Annotated in this window: 15 protein-coding genes, 2 pseudogenes and 1 riboswitch; of the genes and pseudogenes, 9 read left to right on the top strand and 8 right to left on the bottom strand. The window is 57.1% G+C overall.

What is annotated here, in order from left to right:
• Nucleotides 1-7 precede the first annotated feature (7 nt).
• From GOW31_RS09465 to GOW31_RS09435, 7 genes are all read right to left on the bottom strand, one after another.
• Complete coding sequence (locus GOW31_RS09465) at nt 8-1054, bottom strand: LacI family DNA-binding transcriptional regulator (protein ID WP_171169566.1); 1047 nt, start codon at nt 1052-1054, stop codon at nt 8-10.
• A complete protein-coding gene (locus GOW31_RS09460; RefSeq protein ID WP_171169564.1) occupies nt 1054-1803 on the bottom strand; it encodes a sugar phosphate isomerase/epimerase in 750 nt (249 codons plus the stop codon). Before GOW31_RS09460 ends, GOW31_RS09465 begins: the two co-directional genes overlap by 1 nt.
• 71 nt (nt 1804-1874) lie before the next feature.
• The gene (locus tag GOW31_RS09455; protein ID WP_171169562.1) at nt 1875-2957 is read right to left on the bottom strand and encodes an ABC transporter ATP-binding protein; all 1083 of its coding nucleotides are present in this window, start codon (nt 2955-2957) and stop codon (nt 1875-1877) included.
• 3 nt (nt 2958-2960) lie between these two features.
• Nucleotides 2961-4616 (bottom strand): alpha-glucosidase, encoded by a 1656-nt coding sequence (locus GOW31_RS09450; protein WP_171169560.1) that lies wholly within the window; start codon nt 4614-4616, stop codon nt 2961-2963.
• 9 nt (nt 4617-4625) lie between these two features.
• A complete protein-coding gene (locus GOW31_RS09445; protein WP_171169558.1) occupies nt 4626-5774 on the bottom strand; it encodes a carbohydrate ABC transporter permease in 1149 nt (382 codons plus the stop codon).
• A gap of 3 nt (nt 5775-5777) precedes the next feature.
• Complete coding sequence (locus GOW31_RS09440; RefSeq protein ID WP_171169556.1) at nt 5778-6785, bottom strand: carbohydrate ABC transporter permease; 1008 nt, start codon at nt 6783-6785, stop codon at nt 5778-5780.
• A 55-nt stretch (nt 6786-6840) separates the two neighbouring features.
• Nucleotides 6841-8199, bottom strand: coding sequence for an ABC transporter substrate-binding protein (locus tag GOW31_RS09435; RefSeq protein ID WP_171169554.1), 1359 nt, complete (start codon nt 8197-8199; stop codon nt 6841-6843).
• A 219-nt stretch (nt 8200-8418) separates the two neighbouring features.
• Here GOW31_RS09435 and GOW31_RS09430 point away from each other — a divergent pair, with 219 nt between their 5' ends.
• From GOW31_RS09430 to GOW31_RS09395, 9 genes and pseudogenes are all read left to right on the top strand, one after another.
• Entirely contained in the window at nt 8419-9456 is a 1038-nt protein-coding gene (locus GOW31_RS09430; protein WP_171169552.1) for a LacI family DNA-binding transcriptional regulator, read from the top strand.
• Nucleotides 9453-10757 (top strand): annotated as a pseudogene (locus GOW31_RS22025) (GH1 family beta-glucosidase); the annotation flags it as partial. The gene GOW31_RS09430 and the pseudogene GOW31_RS22025, both read left to right, overlap by 4 nt.
• Nucleotides 10731-11789 carry an ROK family protein gene (locus GOW31_RS22020; RefSeq protein WP_254441684.1) on the top strand — a complete coding sequence of 353 codons (1059 nt, stop codon included), beginning with the start codon at nt 10731-10733 and terminating at the stop codon, nt 11787-11789. The pseudogene GOW31_RS22025 and the gene GOW31_RS22020, both read left to right, overlap by 27 nt.
• 30 nt (nt 11790-11819) lie before the next feature.
• Entirely contained in the window at nt 11820-12746 is a 927-nt protein-coding gene (locus tag GOW31_RS09420; RefSeq protein WP_171169548.1) for a carbohydrate kinase, read from the top strand.
• Between the two features lie 64 nt (nt 12747-12810).
• Nucleotides 12811-13427, top strand: a pseudogene (locus tag GOW31_RS09415) (D-lyxose/D-mannose family sugar isomerase).
• 100 nt (nt 13428-13527) lie between these two features.
• Nucleotides 13528-13725: riboswitch (cobalamin riboswitch) on the top strand.
• A 97-nt stretch (nt 13726-13822) separates the two neighbouring features.
• Nucleotides 13823-14179: a DUF1636 domain-containing protein gene (locus tag GOW31_RS09410; protein ID WP_171169546.1), complete on the top strand. Its 357-nt coding sequence runs from the start codon at nt 13823-13825 to the stop codon at nt 14177-14179.
• Nucleotides 14176-14952, top strand: a complete 777-nt coding sequence (locus GOW31_RS09405; protein ID WP_171169544.1) for an ABC transporter ATP-binding protein — start codon at nt 14176-14178, stop codon at nt 14950-14952. The genes GOW31_RS09410 and GOW31_RS09405 overlap by 4 nt, the downstream gene beginning before the upstream one ends.
• A gap of 13 nt (nt 14953-14965) precedes the next feature.
• Complete coding sequence (locus GOW31_RS09400) at nt 14966-15916, top strand: ABC transporter substrate-binding protein (protein WP_254441678.1); 951 nt, start codon at nt 14966-14968, stop codon at nt 15914-15916.
• Between the two features lies 1 nt (nt 15917).
• Nucleotides 15918-16928: an iron ABC transporter permease gene (locus GOW31_RS09395; protein WP_171169542.1), complete on the top strand. Its 1011-nt coding sequence runs from the start codon at nt 15918-15920 to the stop codon at nt 16926-16928.
• A gap of 23 nt (nt 16929-16951) precedes the next feature.
• Here the strand turns inward: GOW31_RS09395 and GOW31_RS09390 are convergent, their stop codons facing one another.
• Nucleotides 16952-17731: an inositol monophosphatase family protein gene (locus GOW31_RS09390; protein ID WP_171169540.1), complete on the bottom strand. Its 780-nt coding sequence runs from the start codon at nt 17729-17731 to the stop codon at nt 16952-16954.
• Nucleotides 17732-17736: the final 5 nt, after the last annotated feature.

Below are 17736 nucleotides of genomic sequence, written 5' to 3'. Positions count from 1 at the left end.
TGTTGGCTCAGTTGGTCTGCGCCATGCCCGGCGCCGGGGTGTCAGGTTGCCGCTCGATCAATGTGGCCCTGATCTTTTTTTGCGTTTCCGACGGATCAACGCCGTCCAGTGCTTTAAGCATGAATTCCCCCAGCATGCGGCTGGTCTCGCCTATCGGCAAATAGTAGGTGCTGGGCGGGGGTATGAAATACTGGCTAAGCTTCAGATCGTCGTTTGAAATAACAACGACATCCCTGCCGACCTGAACGCCCATGTCGGCCGCAGCGGACAAGGCGCCAAGGGTCATCGCCTCGTTCGCGCAAATGATGGCGCTTGGCCGGTTGTGCATTCGCATGAGCGCCGCAAAGGCCCTTTGCCCGGTCTTCGCCGTGGTCGGGCCGGGATAAACAAGGGCCGGGTCAAACTCCATGCTACCTGCTGTCAGAGCATCTGAATACCCCTGGCGACGTTGACGGGCATAGATCAGGTCATCCGGCGGGTTGATAAGCGCAATCCGCTTATGCCCCAATGCCAGCAGCCGAGCCGTTGCATCAAAAGCAGCAGCCTGACTGTCGAGATCCACGTAAGGATGTGGTTGGGCACTGTCACTCATCCCGTATGTGACAAACGGAAAACCTTTATCTTGCAGATAGGCGATACGCGGGTCATTCACGCGAGTTCCGGAAAAGATCACGCCGTCTGCCAACCCTTCCTGCACGATGGAATGTAGGGTCTGCAATGCGGCTTCAACATCTCGTACACTGAAGACGCTCAACTCATAGCGTGACCCTTGAACCGCGTCGGATATTCCGGCCAGGATCCGGGTAAACTCCACCCCCTCCCACTCTTCAGCGGCACTGCCCGAAACGCTGACCAATACCGCAATCCTGTAGGATTTATTGGTGCGCAGTTTCAGGCCATCCAGATTGACCCGATACCCAAGCTCGGACGCCGCCTTTTGGATCTCCTCCCGCGTTTCCCGTTTTACCGAAGAGGCTCCGCGCAGGGCGTTTGAAACTGTACCAACTGAATAGCCGGTCATACGGGCGATCGATTTGATCGTTGCCCGCGCCATCAGCCGATGCCCCCAAGCCGTTCAGTCAAAAACGACCGCCCCGTTTGCAAGGTGCGCCTGTGATCGGCGGATTCATCATGCTCGACGAAAAGGTCGGTGCACTTGGTGGTTGAAAGGGCTCGTATCGTGGCGTCCCAATCGACAACACCCTCACCCAGATTGCGCCAGCGCCTGTCGCCTGATCCGCCCTGCGGGTCCACGTCCTTTGCATGAACAGACAGGATGCGATCCGCATGGCGCGCCAGCAGGTCAGCCGCGTCCTGACCGGCCCCGACGATCCAACCGATATCAGGTTGCCAATAGATGTTTTCTTGCGCCAGAATCTGTTCAAGAGGCGTTTTTCCCGGCGCCCCGAACAGATCAAAATCGTGGTTGTGATAGGCCAGGCTGACGCCGTGATCTCCTAGTCGATTTGCCCAATCGGACAACTGGCCCGACACTGCCTTCCATCCCTCGACAGTGCCGGGCCGCGCCTGTGGCGCCAGCCAAGGCATGACCGCCACCTGGCATTTCAAAAGGTGAAGTACTTCAACGATGTCATCGAAACGCTCGTGGAACTCCTCCCAATCGAAATGTGCAGAACGAAGGTTAAGACCTGATTGATGGACGATGCGCGCCATCTCTTGCGGTGTCATGTCATGCAGACCGGTGGTTTCGATATCCGAAAACCCGCAAGCAGAAACCAACTTCAGTTGGTCCGAGAGGTCACCGCATTGCCGAACCGTGTAAAGCTGCGCCGATACCCGCATTTTTCACCATTGAAACGTTTCAATTATGGTGAAACACAAAACGCAATTCTGTCAAGAACTGCGTTTCGCTGCTATTTACGCATGGACAATCCATTGTGGAACAGATGCACCTTGTCCGGTGCGGCCGTGACCGAGACCGTCTGGCCGCGCAGGTTCCGCTGAACCCCCGGCAGCTTTGCAATGACTGCATCCGCACCATTGGTTTTCTCAAAATACAGCAGCGTGACTTCGCCCAGGGCTTCGGTGAAATCCACCTTGCCGGACAGAATCGCGGATTCTTCCGTCATGGCCAAGTCTTCGGGGCGCACCCCGATATTGACCTTTTTCCCCAGGTCACTGTCTTCGGTTGGAACCGCGGATCTTGCAATCCCGCCTGATGACAGTTCGACGGTGGTCATTTCGCCGGTTCCGGTGATTGTGCCGGACAGCAGGTTCATGGAAGGCGAACCGATGAACTGCGCAACAAACTCGTTGTCAGGCGCCTCATACAGTTCAAGCGGTGTCCCGACCTGCGCGATGCCCTTGTTGGCCAATACCACGATCCGACTGGCCAGTGTCATCGCCTCGACCTGATCGTGGGTCACGTAGATCATAGTGCTGTCAGGCATGGCCTCTTTCAGACGCGCGATCTCGATCCGCGTGGCCACCCGAAGTGCCGCGTCGAGGTTCGAGAGGGGTTCGTCGAACAGATACACCTTTGGGTCACGTACGATCGCGCGCCCGATGGCAACCCGTTGACGCTGCCCCCCGGAAAGAGCTTTTGGCAGGCGGTCCAGGAATGGTTCCAGCTGAAGGATTTGAGCGGCACGGTCTACGGCAGCATCAATCTCGGCCGTGGGCATCTTCGCGATTTTCAGGGCAAAGGCCATGTTCTCGCGAACGGTCATGTGGGGATACAAAGCATAGCTTTGAAACACCATCGCGATGCCCCGCTGTGCAGGCGGAACATCGTTCATGACCTGCCCTTCGATTTCCAGCGTGCCGCCTGTAATCTTCTCCAACCCGGCAATCATCCGCAGCAGGGTGGACTTGCCGCATCCGGAAGGACCGACAAAAACGATCAGTTCGCCTTGTTCGATGTCGAGGTTGATGTTCTTCAAAACATCGACAGGGCCATAGGACTTGGCGACGTCCGTGAGGTTGAGTTCAGACATGCTTTATCCCTTTTTCCTGTACATCAGGATGAACTGCGCCGCGTTCAGGACAACGTTGCCGCTTCCTTCGACACCGCCCAGGTCCTGACCCATGACCTGCCAACTGCCTTCGGGCAGGTTGAACGCGGCAGAATCCGTGCCCAGATTGAACGCGCAGAAAATCTGCTCGTGCGAATCCTCACGTACAAAAGACAGAACCGAGCCCGTTTCTGCCATGCCGGTCTGCGCCCCCATTGCCAAAGCAGGATGCGCATGCCGCAAGGCAATGGCGCGACGGTAGTGATTCAACATCGAATGTGGATCCGCCTCCAATCGGTCTACCGCCTGCCCGGCCTGCTGTGCACTTACCGGCAGCCAGGGCTCTGCGGTGCTGAAACCCGATTGTTCATCTTGTGCCGCCCAAACCATCGGTGTGCGGCAGCCGTCGCGGCCCTTGTACTCGGGCCAGAACTCAATGCCATAGGGGTCTTGCAGTTTCTCGAACGGCACATCCGCTTCGTGCAGGCCCAGCTCTTCGCCCTGATAGAGGCAGGCAGAGCCGCGCAGGCACATCATGAGAACCGCGTGCTGGCGGGCTGCCGCGTCATCCAGATTCCAGCGCGAGACGTGACGCTGCACGTCGTGGTTGGAAAATGCCCAACATGGCCACGCGTCACCTGCCTTCGCTTCCAGCTGGTCGAAAACGTGCTTAGTGTAAGTTGCTGTCAATGAACGTTTTTCCAGGAACTCGAAGGCATAGCACATGTGCATCCGCTTATCCCCGGATGTGTATTCGCCCATGATCTCGAGCCCACGCTGCGCATCTCCGACCTCACCCAGACAAGCCCGGCCTTTATATTCGTCCGTCAAGGCCCGCAGTCTTTCGAGGAAGGCGATGTTCTCGGGCTGGCTTTTCGAAAACAGGTGGTCCTGATGGTTGTAGGGGTTCACGGCCGGTGCGATCGTGGCGTTGCGTTGATCCATCGGCAGCGCGGGATTGTCGCGCAGCGCCTTGTCGTGGAAATAGAAATTGATGGTATCCAGCCGAAAGCCATCCACCCCCAGATCAAGCCAGAACCGCGCCACGTCCAGCAACGCATCCTGAACAGCCAGACAGTGGAAATTCAGATCCGGCTGCGATATCAGGAAGTTGTGCAGATAATATTGCAGCCGTCGGGCATCCCATTGCCAGGCCGAGCCGCCGAAGATCGAAAGCCAGTTGTTCGGTGGCGTGCCATCCGGTTTGGGATCCGCCCAAACATACCAATCGGATTTCGGGTTTTCCCGATTGCTACGGCTTTCGATGAACCAAGGGTGCTGATCGGATGTATGCGACAGGACCAGATCAATCATGATCCTCAGACCCTTCGCATGGGCCTGATCCAAAAGCTCTTTGAAATCCGCCAGCGACCCGAACATGGGGTCAACATCGCGGTAATCGCTGACGTCGTAACCAAAATCCTTCATCGGCGATTTGAAAAACGGCGAGATCCAGATTGCATCAACGCCCAGCGAGGCGATGTAATCCAGTCGCGCAGTGATGCCTTTCAGATCACCGATTCCATCCCCGTTGCTGTCCTGAAAACTGCGTGGGTAGATCTGATAGATCACACCACCGCGCCACCAATCCGAAGACAGTTTCGTTGCTTTGCATTGTTCAAGGTTGTTCTGCACGTTCATCAGACGCCTCTATTTGACAGATCCGGCCAACAGGCCCCGGACCAGGTATTTTTGCATTGCGAAGAAGACGACCAGCGGCACGAAGATCGAGACAAATGCAGCGGTCGCAAGGATTTCCCAGTTGCCGCCACGCGTACCCAGCAGCTCGACGATGCGGTTCGTCATCACGGTTGTCTGGCCGGTCGCGTCGATCAGGAAAACCTTGGCAACAAGCAGGTCATTCCATGTCCACAGGAACTGGAAGATCGCGAAAGACGCCAGCGCCGGGAAGCTGAGTGGCAGGATCAGTTTGGTAAAGATCTGAAACTCTGTGGCGCCATCGACGCGGGCGTTTTCGATCAGATCACGCGGCAATCCGGCCATGTAGTTGCGCAGCAGGTAAATCGCCAGGGGCATCCCAAAGCCTGTATGCGCAAGCCAGACTCCCAGATAGCCTTTGCCGATCCCGATATTGAGGTGAAACTTCAGCAACGGGATCAAGGCCAATTGAAGCGGCACGACCAAAAGGCCAACAACAGCCGCGATCAGCAAGGCGCGTCCGGGGAAATCCATCCACGCCAGTGCATAAGCTGCAAAGGCGGCAACCAAAATCGGAATTATGGTCGCCGGGATGGTTACGGTCAGCGTGTTGAAGAACGCCTTGGCCATGCTGTCCGTACTGCTTTGATCCAGAAGAACCTTTCGGTAGTTTTCCAAAGTGAACTCGGGTGGCAGTTCCGCTGTTACGAAGATGCGCGCGCCACGTTTCCCGGCGAACTCCTCGGTGTTTTCCATCCGATAGTTGCCCGCCGCATCCACCGTGATCGTACCACCTCGGCGCAGCTCGGCTGTTTGGCCCGGTTCAAATGCATCAACCTCGCGCGAACTGATACCCCATCTGGAAATCGTTGCTTGCTCATCTTCGCCGAACAACGCCCCCTGAATGACATACACTCCGTTTTCCAGCACCTGCGTCTCGGGCGCGGCACTGCGAAGCGTAAGGTTTTGTTCAGAGGGAAACAGCGACCGCCACCAGCCGCTGGACGAAATCTGATCTGCCGTCCGAAAAGACGAAATCAGCAAGCCAAGCGTGGGGATGACCCAAAGGGTCACAAGAAAGACGACTGACAGATGCACCACCCATCTGAGCGCGGGTTTGGTTCCGGCGATATCGCTCATGGCTTACTCCATCTCCTTGCGCGCGTTGCGCACGTTCCAGACAAGGATCGGTGCAACAAGCAACATGATCACCATGGCCGAGGCCGACCCGACGCCCCAGTCATTGGCGCGGAAAAGCTTGTCATACATGTAGTTTGCCAGCACCTGCGTCTCCCACTGGCCGTTGGTCATGGCAAAGACGATGTCGAATACTTTGAGAACAGTGATCGTGATCGTCGTCCAAACAACAAGGATCGTGGTTTTGATCTGCGGCACCTTGATCCTGAAGAAGATCTGAAAGGGATTGGCCCCATCCAAAATGGCCGCCTCGATGGTTTCTTCGGGAATACCGCGCAAGGCCGCCGACAGGATGACCATCGCGAAACCCGTCTGTATCCAGATCAGGACAACCATCAGAAAGAAACTGTTCCAGAAAGGAATTGTTAACCACGTGTTGGGTTCGGTGCCGCCGAAGAAGATGTACAGCGCGTTCAGGATGCCTATCTGGTCCTGTTCCGCTGGTCGCGCATCATAAACCAGCTTCCAGATCACCGATGCACCAACAAATGAAATGGCCATCGGCATGAAAATCAGGGATTTGGCAAAGTTGCCCCAGCGGATGCGGTCGGTCAGTTGCGCCACGAGAAGACCAAAAGCCGTTGACATGGCCGGCACGACGATCAGCCAGAACATGTTGTTGCGCATGGCCTCCCAAAACTTCGGCTCGGCCGCCATTTGGGTATAGTTGTCCAGGCCAACCCAGCGGTATCCGCCACCGGGCACGCGTTCCGTAAGCGAAAGGCGCAAGGTCTCAACCACCGGATACGCCAGATACAGCCCCAATGCAGCAAGCGCCGGGAACAGGAACAACCACGGGCGGATCAAGTTCGCGCGGTTGATGTTTCGGCCCGCATTTGGCCCGCGCGGCGGAAACAGGACTTTGTCCAGAAACTGGTTGGAAAGATAGAAGTAGCCCACGCAACCCGACACGCCGATGGCGATCGTCAGCAGGCCTTGTAGTGCGGGTGTCATGATACGCCCATCCGTTTGGCAAACGGGGCGGCCTCAGGACCGCCCCATGAGTTGGTCACTTGATTGCGTCCCAGGACGCCTGGATTTCACGTGCCACGGTGGCTGCATCTTTTGCACCCGACGAGTAATCGACCATCCCGGTCCAAAACGTACCCGCCCCGACTGCACCGGGCATCAGGTCGGACCCGTCAAAGCGGAAGGTCGTTGCGTTGGTCAGAATTTCGCCCTGTCCCCGCTGTGAATCATTCGAATAGTTCGCGGGATCTGCACCCAGATGAGGCGTCAGGAAACCGTCCTGCGACATCATGATCTCATGGGCGAAAGGTGTTTTGAGGAACTCCAGAAAGGCTTCGGCTGCAGGGTTTGGGTTGGTGATTGTGAACAATGTCCCTGCCCCAAGCACCGGCGTCCCCAGGTCTTTTTCGGCATAAGCCGGGAAGTAGAAGAAATCAGCATCCACTCCCAATTCCGTGCCTTCCGGAAAATAGGCGGGAATAAACGAAGCCTGACGATGCATCATGCAAGCGGGCGGGCTATCGAAAAGACCTTTGGGGCTGTCACGGAAATCGATTGCCGCCGTGTCGTCTGCGTCACCTACCACATAGTCGTCATTGCGGGTAAAGCTGCCATATTCCTCAATCGCGGCTATGACGCGGGGATCATCGAACTTCATTTCGTTCGACACCCATTGGTCGTAGACTTCAGGTGGTTGCGTACGCAGCATAAGATCCTCGACCCAATCCGTCGCAGGCCAACCCGTTGCGCCGCCCGAGGCCAGACCGACGCACAAGGGCGTCTCGCCGTCCTCGACCATCTGATCCATCAGAGCTTTGAACTCTTCCATGGTTTCGGGCACTTCATACCCAAAGTCTTCGAAGTTTTCGGGCACGTACCAAACCAGCGATTTGACGTTCACATTGAAGAAGAACCCGTAAAAATCGTCAGACCCTTCCGCGTTCTCAAATGTACCCAGATCGACCCAGGATTGACCGGCGGCGAAGTTTTCCTTGATCCAGTCCGCAGTGCCTTCGGCCAATGGCGTCAGATAGCCCTGTTTTGCGAGGTTTGCCGCCAGACCAGGCTGCGGGAAAACAGTCAGATTCGGCGCCGAGCCTGCGGCCGCATCTATCAGGATCTGCTGTTCCAGAGAATCCGAACCCACATAGCTGGAATTCGCGCCTGTTGCCTCATCGAAATAGGCCACGAGGTTTTCGAAGGACTTGCCCTCGCCAGCCAGCCAGGGGCCGAAAATGGTCAGGCTTTCGCCGGACAGATCATTCGCTTCGGCAAAGGCCTGAAACCCATCCCAGTCAAAACTGCCCTCGCCGACGGCATGGATCATCTCACCCTCTGCCTGAACTGATCCGGCCATCAGGGCGAGTGCCGCCGCACCTGCGTAAAGCCCGTGTTTCATCAAATCCTCCTCCCAAGCTTTCATGTATTCAAAGACTCGCTTTCAAAGCGCTTTGGATGATGTGTGTTATCCGCTAACATTGGCGCCCTGTCAATATTTTGCTTCCCAGCGCCAAAATAATTATATTTTCTGCTTTCAACGCAAAACAAGTTGACGGATGCCGCATTTGCTCACAAAACAAAAAAGAGCCACCCAATTTAAGGCGCTTTGAATCGAAAAATGAACCTGAAGCAGCTCTCGGAAGTTCTGGGCCTTTCGCAAACTACGGTCAGCCGGGCGCTGAACGGGTACCCCGAAGTGAGCGAGGACACACGTGCGCGCGTTCAAGCCGCGGCGCGCAAACACGGGTACCGGCCGAACAGTCGCGCCAAGGGGCTTGCGACCGGACGATCGATGGTGATCGGCCACGTCATTCCCAGCTCGTCCCGGCATGAAATGGTCAACCCGATCTTCGGAGACTTCGTCGCCGGTGCCGCAAAGAAATACGCTGAACATGGCTATGACATGATGTTCACCAATGCCGACGACACTTCGATTGAAGAAGCGTATCGGAGTCTTTTTCAGCGCGGCGCGGTGGACGGAGTCGTGCTGCAAGGCCCCAAAGTGAACGAACCACGGATCGAAGTCCTGACCCGCATGGGCGTCCCATTCATCGTGCACGGACGGTCGACCGGCGTCGACGCGCAATATGACTGGATCGACGTCAACAACAAAAGTTCGTTCATGCGCGCCACACGCTTTCTGATTGACCTTGGCCATCGCAGTATCGCTCTGATCAACGGTCTGGAAGATATGGATTTTGCCCAACGCCGCCGCGACGGATATCTTGAGGCGCTTGGTCAGGCCGGGCTTGCGCCCGATGCAAATCTGATGCGCAGCGCTGAAATGACAGAGGTTTACGGCCATCACGAAACGCAGAACATGTTGCGCCTGGATTCTCCTCCGACCGCTATTTTGTGTTCATCGATGATCTCTGCCATCGGCGTACGGCGTGCGCTGTCCGAAAACGGGCTTGCGATGGGTACGGATGTGTCAGTGATCGCCCATGACGACGACCTGTCCTATTTGAAGAACGGGCAGGATGTTCCGATTTTCACGGCAACGCGCTCATCCGTCCGTCAGGCGGGTGAAATGGCGGCTGACATGTTGATCCAGCGCATCAAATCCCCGAATGATCCCGTCAAAACCAGGCTGCTGGAGGCCGAACTGGTCGTGGGCAGGTCAACCGGCCCTGCGCCCAACAAGGTGCAACCATGAAACACGCACGCGCTGATTTTCCCAAAGATTTTCTCTTTGGTGTTGCCACCTCTGCGTACCAGATTGAAGGCCACGCGCAGGGCGGGGCGGGGCGAACTCATTGGGATACCTTTGCGGCGTCGCCGGGCAACGTGGTGCGCGGGGAAAACGGAGACGTCGCCTGCGATCACCTGAACCGGTTCGAGCAGGATTTCGATCTGGTGCGCGAGGCCGGGTTTGACTGTTATCGTTTTTCGACCAGCTGGGCACGCGTGCTGCCGGACGGGCGTGGTCAGGTCAATCAGGCGGGGCTGGATTATTATGACCGATTGGCGGACGCCCTGCTGGAACGCGGTATCCGCCCCTGTGTGACGCTTTATCATTGGGAATTGCCGTCAGCGCTTGCGGATCAGGGGGGATGGTGCAATCGCGACATCGCGGATTGGTTCGCGGATTATACGCAGGTCATCATGGGTCGGATCGGCGACCGGATGTTCAGTGCCGCGCCGATCAACGAACCCTGGTGTGTCAGTTGGCTGAGCCATTTTGAAGGCCACCATGCGCCCGGTCTGCGCGATATCCGCGCCGCCGCCCGGGCGATGCATCACGTTTTGTTGGCCCACGGGCGGGCGATTCAGGCCATGCGCAGTCTTGGGATGGGCAATCTGGGTGCCGTGTTCAACCTCGAATGGTCCGAGCCCGCGGATGACAGCGCGGAAGCGCGGCTTGCGGCAGATCGCTACGATGCGATCTACAACCGATTCTTCCTTGGCGGTGTTTTCAGCAAGGAATATCCCCAAACAGTCCTGGAGGGGTTGGAGCCACACTTGCCCAAGGGCTGGCAGAACGACTTTGAAACCATCGGCACACAGGTCGATTGGTGCGGGTTGAACTACTATACCCGAAAATTGATTGCCCCGGCGGACGCCGCCTGGCCCAGCCTGCAAGAGGTTCCCGGACCGTTACCCAAAACGCAGATGGGATGGGAAATCGATCCCTCTGCCCTTACCCGCTTTCTTGTCAGAACAAGGAAAGACTATACGGGCGCGTTGCCAATCTATATCACCGAAAACGGTATGGCGAGTGAGGAGCGCGTGCAGGACGATGATCGTATCGATTATCTCGACAAGCACCTTGCGGCCGTGCTGGACGCTTTGGCACAAGGTGTTCCGGTGAATGGCTATTTTGTCTGGTCGCTGCTGGACAATTATGAATGGGCCTTCGGGTACGAGAAGAGGTTTGGACTGGTGGACGTGGATTTCGAAACACTTGCGAGAACGCCCAAAGCGTCTTTCATGGCGCTGAAATCCGCCCTGTCCGGGGGTCAGAGCGTCTCTCAGCCGTTAGCGCAACCATTCGGTGCCGTGCATGAGCATTGGAACCTGGTTGCGGATATCGGCGGTACGAACACACGTCTGGGCGTCGTCACGAACGGAGAATTGGCAGATCTTCGGAAACACCCGACGGGGACATTGGAAGATCTGCTGGAGGCGTTTCATGATCTCAGGGACGAGATCGGAACCAACCCACAGGCCGTCGTAGCAGCCGGAGCCGGGCCGGTCAGGGACGGAACGATTCAGTTGACCAACGCGAACCTGGATCTTTCGGAGACCGAGCTGGCGAAAGCAACAGGAGCAGAGCGCACTTTTGTCATAAATGATTTCACCGCTGCGGCGTGGTCAGTGGCCGAGGTGACCCGGTCGGATGTGGCGGTCTTGCAGGGTCAGGCAACGCCGCCCGCAGGCACACGGCTGGTTGTAGGGCCCGGAACCGGGCTTGGCGTTGGTGCGTTGCTATATTCCGAAGGCAGGTATCACACGGTTTCCGGCGAAGGCGGGCACGTGGGCCTGTACCCGCGACATCGCGACGAAGTTGATATCTTTGAGGCGGCACGTCGCATCGCACCGGGCTGTTTCTTTGGGGACAGCCTGGCGCTGGAAGCAGAAATGTTCCTGAGCGGAACCGGCCTGCCGATCCTGTATCAGGCGGTTGAATTGGCGGCCGGTCAAGCGCGAACTCAGGCGCGCTCTGCAAAGGACATTCTGAACGATGCCCGCAACGGCACCGATCTGGTCGCCGAAAAGGCGGCGCAGATTTTTACCACCCACTTAGGTGCTTTGATGGGTGATCTGGCGGTCACCTTGATGCCGGAGGGGGGCGTTTTCCTCGTCGGCGGCGTTGCCGAGAAAAACCGCTGGCTATTCAGTGACAACTTCAAGGATGCGTTCAACGGCGGCGGCCGCTTCAGCGATTTGCGCCGCTCCCTGAACCTATACGTATCTGAACAGGCAGAGTTCGGGATCATCGGCGCAAACAACTTCTGCAAGAACGCGCTGAGACAGCAACCAGACTAACCGAAGTTTCTTACCTAAAAGGACCAAGACATGATCCTGTGCTGTGGTGAAGCGCTGATAGATATGATTTTAGAACCGACCGCATCGGGCGCAATTGGTTTTGTGCCACATACTGGTGGTGCAGTTCTGAACACAGCCGTCGCGATGGGACGTCTGGGTGTTCCGGTAGGGATGCTGACAGGTTTGTCATCGGACATGTTCGGCCAACAACTGATCGATGCGCTGAAAGCGAGCCATGTGGACACGACACATGTGATCACCTCGGACCGTCCGACCACGCTTGCCTTTGTGCAGCTCTCGGATGGACACGCGTCGTACAGCTTTGTTGATGAAAACACTGCGGGCCGGATGTTGCTGCCCGAAGACATGCCCGATCAGCTTCCTGCTGTCTCTGCCCTGTATCTCGGCGGAATCAGCCTTGCGTGTGAACCTTGCGCAGATGCCTACGCCGCCCTTCTGGACCGCCACGGTTCCGACCGGGCAGTGATGCTGGACCCGAATATCCGCCCGGATTTCATCAAGGATCAAACCCGATTTCGGACGCGTTTGAACCGCATGATCTCGCGTGCGGATATCGTCAAGGTTTCAGACGAGGACCTGGACTGGATCATTCCGGGCGCTGAAGCCGAATCCGCAAAAGCGTCTGTGCTGTTGCAGGCGGGTCCTTCCGTTGTCATCGTCACGCGTGGCAGCGACGGGGCACACGGTTACCTGGCGGGTGGTTCCGAAGTTTCGGTTCCTGTGAAACCCGTTGAAGTGGTCGATACGATCGGTGCAGGTGACACGTTCAACGCCGGCGTCCTGACCGAGCTCAGCCGCGCAGGGCATCTTACCAAGTCAGGTCTGCGCGGATTGACGGTTGAAAGCCTGCAAGCAGCCATGGAACTGGGCGCTGACGTGGCGGCCGTGACCGTTTCCCGAGCCGGGGCAGAACCCCCTTGGGCGCACGAACTTTGATCTGCGGGATGGCATGATGAAACGATCCGAAATCAACCACATCAAGCCCTAGGCCCAGACGTTCATTCAATCTTTCGGCGCCGCATAGCCGCTCTTTGCGGATTGATCGCCCGAGAAAATGCGCATCTCTTTGGTCGAAACTGTCCGCAGCTGCAGGCTGGGATGGAACATTACCAATTACGCACAAGGCCGTTTCGACGAACATTGCCTATTCCCGTTCACTCTACGCATTGGTTAGACGAAGGATCTGAAATCCGGGCGTGGGATGCTCTGTGCAGAAAACTGTTGATCTTGAAAGACAATCAGCTTTCTCCGATGCACCGGCATATTATCAAGGCAGAAGACATCATCAACCGGGGCGGCGGCGATCTCGTTCTGGAAATTCATGCGTCGGATCCAAACGGTGGCGTCGACCGCGACAACCCGGTGACGGTCCCCAGCGATGCCTGCCCTGTAACCTTGCAACCCCAAGAGTACGTGCGGCTGAAGCCGAGGCAAAGCGTAACTCTGATGCCCGGCATCTGGCACGCTTTTTGGGCCGAGCGCGGCGATTGCCTTATTGGCGAGGTATCGACCGTGAATGACGACCGTACGGACAATGTGTTTGAAAAGCCAATTCCACGGTTTTCAAAGGTCGAGAAAGATTTCGAGCCGGATTTCCTTCTTGTATCAGACTATTGACACCGTTCGGTCCGGGCTGGCGCAGCAGGACAGCTGGCGCGGCTGTTGCAATTCCATCTACCACCGCCTTCGTCTGCCGCTTGACAAGTCTGGCATTGCCGGACTAGCTGAGCGGGATGGTTCCGTAAGGGATGAAAATGGGAACACGGTGCGGCGCTGGAATGTGCCAAGTCCGTGACTGCCCCCGCAACTGTAAGCGGTGAGCGACGCCACTTCACCACTGACCCGCATGGGTTGGGAAGGTCGGCCAAGCAACGACCCGCAAGTCAGGAGACCTGCCATCGCACTATAAACCAACCCGAGGCGGGGCGTCTCGGAAGGAGGCTTGATGGCGCGTTTGCGTAATATCTGGGTATGTGCCCTCTGTCTGCGTCTGGCAAACGACGGAGATGGCTATGACCTGCTATTCTGATCACTACGTTCTGATCTGTTCAACATGTCAGGGGGCGATGTCTGCCGAGGCTGCGCAAGACGTGCTGAATGCCCGGTTGCCTGACGGTTTTGAAACCCGAATGGTGGCGTGCATGGCAGGTTGTGAACGGGCCATGACGGTCGGATTTCAGGCCCCGGGCAAAGCGCAGTACCTGTTTGGCGATATCACGACATCACACGACCTGTCCGCCTTGGTCGAATTCGCGACCCAGTTCGGCGACAGTGACGATGGCTGGACCAGCGCCTCGGACCGCCCCCCTGCCCTTTTCGCAAAGACCTTGTCGCGAATACCCGCATTGCCGTCCGGTGGCGCTTCATGAGTTTTCTGGTTGCCGAGAATTTGGAGTACTATGCTCTTAATGGCGATATCCTGTTGCAGGATGTGTCCTTTCGTCTGGAAGAAGGATCAATTCTGGCAATCGCCGGGCCGAACGGCGCCGGCAAGACCACTCTGCTGAAACTGCTGTGCGGGATCGAACGGGTTATCTTGGGTGATGTTTGGATAGAAGGCCAAAGCCTTCGGACCCTGTCCGCCCGCCAACGTGCCCGCTCCATTGCTGTGGTCGGGCAGCAGGAAATGCCTGACGGGCGGATGCGCCTGCAAGACTATGTTGCGCTGGGGCAAATCCCGATTCAGGGCGAACGTTCGATGGCTCAGCACAAGGCTGATCTGGAACGGGTTCTGACGACGACCGAGCTGTCGCATTTTGCCAACAAAACGATGGGTCAACTGTCCGGCGGAGAACGTCAGCGCGCACATATCGCGCGCGCGTTGGCCCAGAACCCGTCCTTGCTGTTTCTAGACGAGCCAACCAACCATCTGGACCCCGATGCCAAGGGGCACATGCTGTCTCTGGTTGCTGATCTGGGGGTAACGGTCGTCATGATCGTCCATGATCTGGTCATGATCCCGGAATTCGCCACCCATGTGGCGCTGATGAAAGCCACGCGTCTGACGGGGTTCGGGCCTGTTGTCGAAGTTCTGACCCCAGACCGGGTACGTGAGACATTCGGCGTGGATTATCTGTGCTTTCAGCACGAAGGCCGCATGATCCCCGCACTGGATATCCGAAAACGGAAATTGTCACAATAACAGGAGCTTAAATATGATGCAAAAACTCTGGCCGGTGGTTGTTTTCGCTGGCTTGGCAGGTGGCGCGGCAGCGGAAGCCGTCACCGTGGACAATTGCGGCGAACCGCTGGCTTTTGACTCGGCGCCGGAACGTCTGGTCGTGCATGACATGAACATGGCGGATATGGCCTTTGCGCTCGGCCTTCAGGACAAGATCGTGGGGCTTACCGGAATTACCGGCTGGTACAAAACAAGCCCTGATTTTGATGCTCAGCGTGGCGATATCCCAGAGCTTGCCCCCAAATACCCGACGATTGAAAACCTTGTGGCCGTCGAACCCGATCTGTTTTTTGCCGGTTGGTACTATGGCATGAAACCCGGCGGTGACGTCACGCCCGACACGCTGGAACCCTTTGGTATCAAGACCATGATCCTGTCCGAAAGCTGCGTGCATCTGGACAAGGATCGCCCCGAGGCCAGCATGAACCTGTTGTTTGATGACGTTCTGCGTCTGGGCAAGGTCATGCATGTCGAAGACAAGGCCGAGGCGCTGGTTGCCGGCTGGAAAGACAAATTGTCAGCCATCGAAGCAAAAACAGCCGATCTGGCAAAGCCCCGCGTATTCCTGTTGGACGGACCGGCCGATGCTCCATTCACCGCCGGCAAGTTCGCCATTCCCGATGCGATGATCACAGCGGCGGGTGGCGCGAACGTGACGCATGATCTGGGTACCAGCTGGGGCCGCACGTCGTGGGAGGCCGTGGCAGCGGCCAACCCGGAGTTTCTGGTGCTGCTCGATTATCAATCCGGCAACGGCGCAGAGGACACCTTTCAGTTCCTCAAGGATCACCCGGTGATGTCACAAACGGACGCGGTAAAGAACGAGCGCTGGATTGGCCTGCGTTACGAGGAACTGACGCCCGGCCCGGCAAATATCGAAGCGATCGAGAAGATGGCGAAGGCGATGCACCCGGAGACCAACTGATATGGTCCGATTGGGCCGTTTGATAGTGCTGGGGGCGGTTGTTCTGACCGCCCTTTTGCTGTTGTCGATCGTCTACGGGACCACCCCAATCCCCATACGCGAAGTTTTTTCGGCCATCGGCCTCGGAACCGGTCTGGTGGAAGGAGACATGTCGCCCTTGCACCGGATCGTCTTCGACCTTCGCCTGCCCCGTGCCTTGTTTGCCGCCGTGATTGGTGCGGGACTGGGCGTCGTTGGTGTCATTTTGCAAACAACGACGCGAAACGACCTGGCAGATCCGTTTCTGTTCGGTCTGTCCTCGGGTGCTGCTGCAGGCGCCGTTCTGGTGATCACCGTCACGGGTGATGTTCTGGGAATCTGGACGTTACCGTTGGCGGCATTTTGCGGTGGTCTGATCGCCTCCGGCATTGTTCTGGCGCTGGTTCAGGGCTTGCGTACGAGCGCACCCGAAAAACTGATCCTGGCTGGCCTGGCGGTGTCCTTTCTGTTTTCCGCAATCACCAACTACCTGATTTTCTCTGGCGACAATCGCGCGGCTCATTCGGTGATATTCTGGATGCTTGGGGGCCTGGGATTGGCAAGATGGGAAACCTTCCCGCTTGTCCTGATCGGATTGGGCCTGATCCTGAGCTATTCACTTTACCGCAGCCGGTGGCTTGACGCGTTGCTGACCGGGGATTTCACGGCCTCGTCACTGGGTATTCCCGTTCAAGGTCTGCGGTTCAGCATGTTTTTCGTTGCCGCGTTGGCGACGGCCAGTTTCGTTTCCGTTGCCGGTGTCATCGGCTTTGTCGGGCTGATGGTGCCTCATATTGCACGCGGCATCGCCGGAACTCTGCACCGAAACCTGCTGGTTGTCTCGGCGATCGTGGGCGCGATTCTGCTGACACTGTCCGATATCTTGTCACGCCTTCTTCTGGCTCCGCAGGAGTTGCCCGTCGGAATCGTCACGACGTCGATAGGATCACTTTTTGTTTTTTTGTATTTGTTCAAATCTGATCGCGGGAGATAGTTTTCCAAGGTTGCGCAACACCGTCATTTTTCGACATTGATGAGGTCAAGCAGTTCAGCATGCAGTTCAGGGGTTGCGGCGGAAACGACCGCGCCATCTGAATCGAGGGTCAACTCATGCCCGTGCCAATTGGTCATCACTCCGCCAGCAGCCGTGATCAGAGGTGAGAGCGCCAGATAGTCATAAGGTTGCAGATCGTAATCCACCACAGCATCGATATGCCCCGAAGCAAGCAAGGCATGGGGATAACAATCATAGGCAAATCGGCGCGTCTGCCCTGCATTCATCAGCCGGCTGAACAGGTCAGGATGATCGCGATAAATTTTGTCGCCTTCATTCACGTACAAAACCGATTGATCCAGACGCGTGGTGTTCGACACCTCTATCGGTTGCCCGTTCAGGCTGGCGCCGTCACCGACCACACCCAAATAGGTCTCATGTAAGGCCGGCATTCCGACTAGGCCCAACCGAGGGCGCCCATCCACAAGGTGCGCCAAAAGGAACCCGAACAAAGGATGGCCGGACAGAAACGAACGGGTTCCGTCAATGGGGTCAATCACCCACATATGACGCCCGTCGCCTGCTTCTTGCCCGTGCTCTTCGCCAAAGATGCCGTGTCCGGGAAAATGCTGTTTCAGGTAAGAGCGTACTTCTGCCTCAACTGCCTTGTCGGCCTGCGTCACCGGGCTTTCATCCTGTTTGAATTCAATGCCCAAAGACCCCCGAAAAAACCGCATCGCGGACTCCGAGGCAATATCCGCAATCTTCATCGCATGCTCAGTCAACGCATCTGGGGTTACCATTTCCG

Origin of the sequence: Ruegeria sp. HKCCA0370 (genome assembly GCF_013033705.1) — a bacterium.
GTDB lineage: Bacteria > Pseudomonadota > Alphaproteobacteria > Rhodobacterales > Rhodobacteraceae > Ruegeria.
The sequence above is the reverse complement of the archived record's forward strand: the minus strand, read 5'-3'. Positions and strand labels throughout refer to the sequence as shown.

Excerpts from the sequence above, each read along its gene's own strand:
- GOW31_RS09440 (WP_171169556.1), bottom strand. The coding sequence starts at position 6,785 with ATGACACCCGCACTACAAGGCCTGCTGACGATCGCCATCGGCGTGTCG.
- GOW31_RS09450 (WP_171169560.1), bottom strand. The coding sequence starts at position 4,616 with ATGAACGTGCAGAACAACCTTGAACAATGCAAAGCAACGAAACTGTCT.
- GOW31_RS09460 (WP_171169564.1), bottom strand. The coding sequence starts at position 1,803 with ATGCGGGTATCGGCGCAGCTTTACACGGTTCGGCAATGCGGTGACCTC.
- GOW31_RS09435 (WP_171169554.1), bottom strand. The coding sequence starts at position 8,199 with ATGAAACACGGGCTTTACGCAGGTGCGGCGGCACTCGCCCTGATGGCC.
- GOW31_RS09410 (WP_171169546.1), top strand. The coding sequence starts at position 13,823 with ATGACCTGCTATTCTGATCACTACGTTCTGATCTGTTCAACATGTCAG.
- GOW31_RS09465 (WP_171169566.1), bottom strand. The coding sequence starts at position 1,054 with ATGGCGCGGGCAACGATCAAATCGATCGCCCGTATGACCGGCTATTCA.
- GOW31_RS22020 (WP_254441684.1), top strand. The coding sequence starts at position 10,731 with ATGGCGCTGAAATCCGCCCTGTCCGGGGGTCAGAGCGTCTCTCAGCCG.
- GOW31_RS09400 (WP_254441678.1), top strand. The coding sequence starts at position 14,966 with ATGATGCAAAAACTCTGGCCGGTGGTTGTTTTCGCTGGCTTGGCAGGT.
- GOW31_RS09405 (WP_171169544.1), top strand. The coding sequence starts at position 14,176 with ATGAGTTTTCTGGTTGCCGAGAATTTGGAGTACTATGCTCTTAATGGC.
- GOW31_RS09445 (WP_171169558.1), bottom strand. The coding sequence starts at position 5,774 with ATGAGCGATATCGCCGGAACCAAACCCGCGCTCAGATGGGTGGTGCAT.
- GOW31_RS09420 (WP_171169548.1), top strand. The coding sequence starts at position 11,820 with ATGATCCTGTGCTGTGGTGAAGCGCTGATAGATATGATTTTAGAACCG.
- GOW31_RS09395 (WP_171169542.1), top strand. The coding sequence starts at position 15,918 with ATGGTCCGATTGGGCCGTTTGATAGTGCTGGGGGCGGTTGTTCTGACC.
- GOW31_RS09430 (WP_171169552.1), top strand. The coding sequence starts at position 8,419 with ATGAACCTGAAGCAGCTCTCGGAAGTTCTGGGCCTTTCGCAAACTACG.
- GOW31_RS09455 (WP_171169562.1), bottom strand. The coding sequence starts at position 2,957 with ATGTCTGAACTCAACCTCACGGACGTCGCCAAGTCCTATGGCCCTGTC.
- GOW31_RS09390 (WP_171169540.1), bottom strand. The coding sequence starts at position 17,731 with ATGGTAACCCCAGATGCGTTGACTGAGCATGCGATGAAGATTGCGGAT.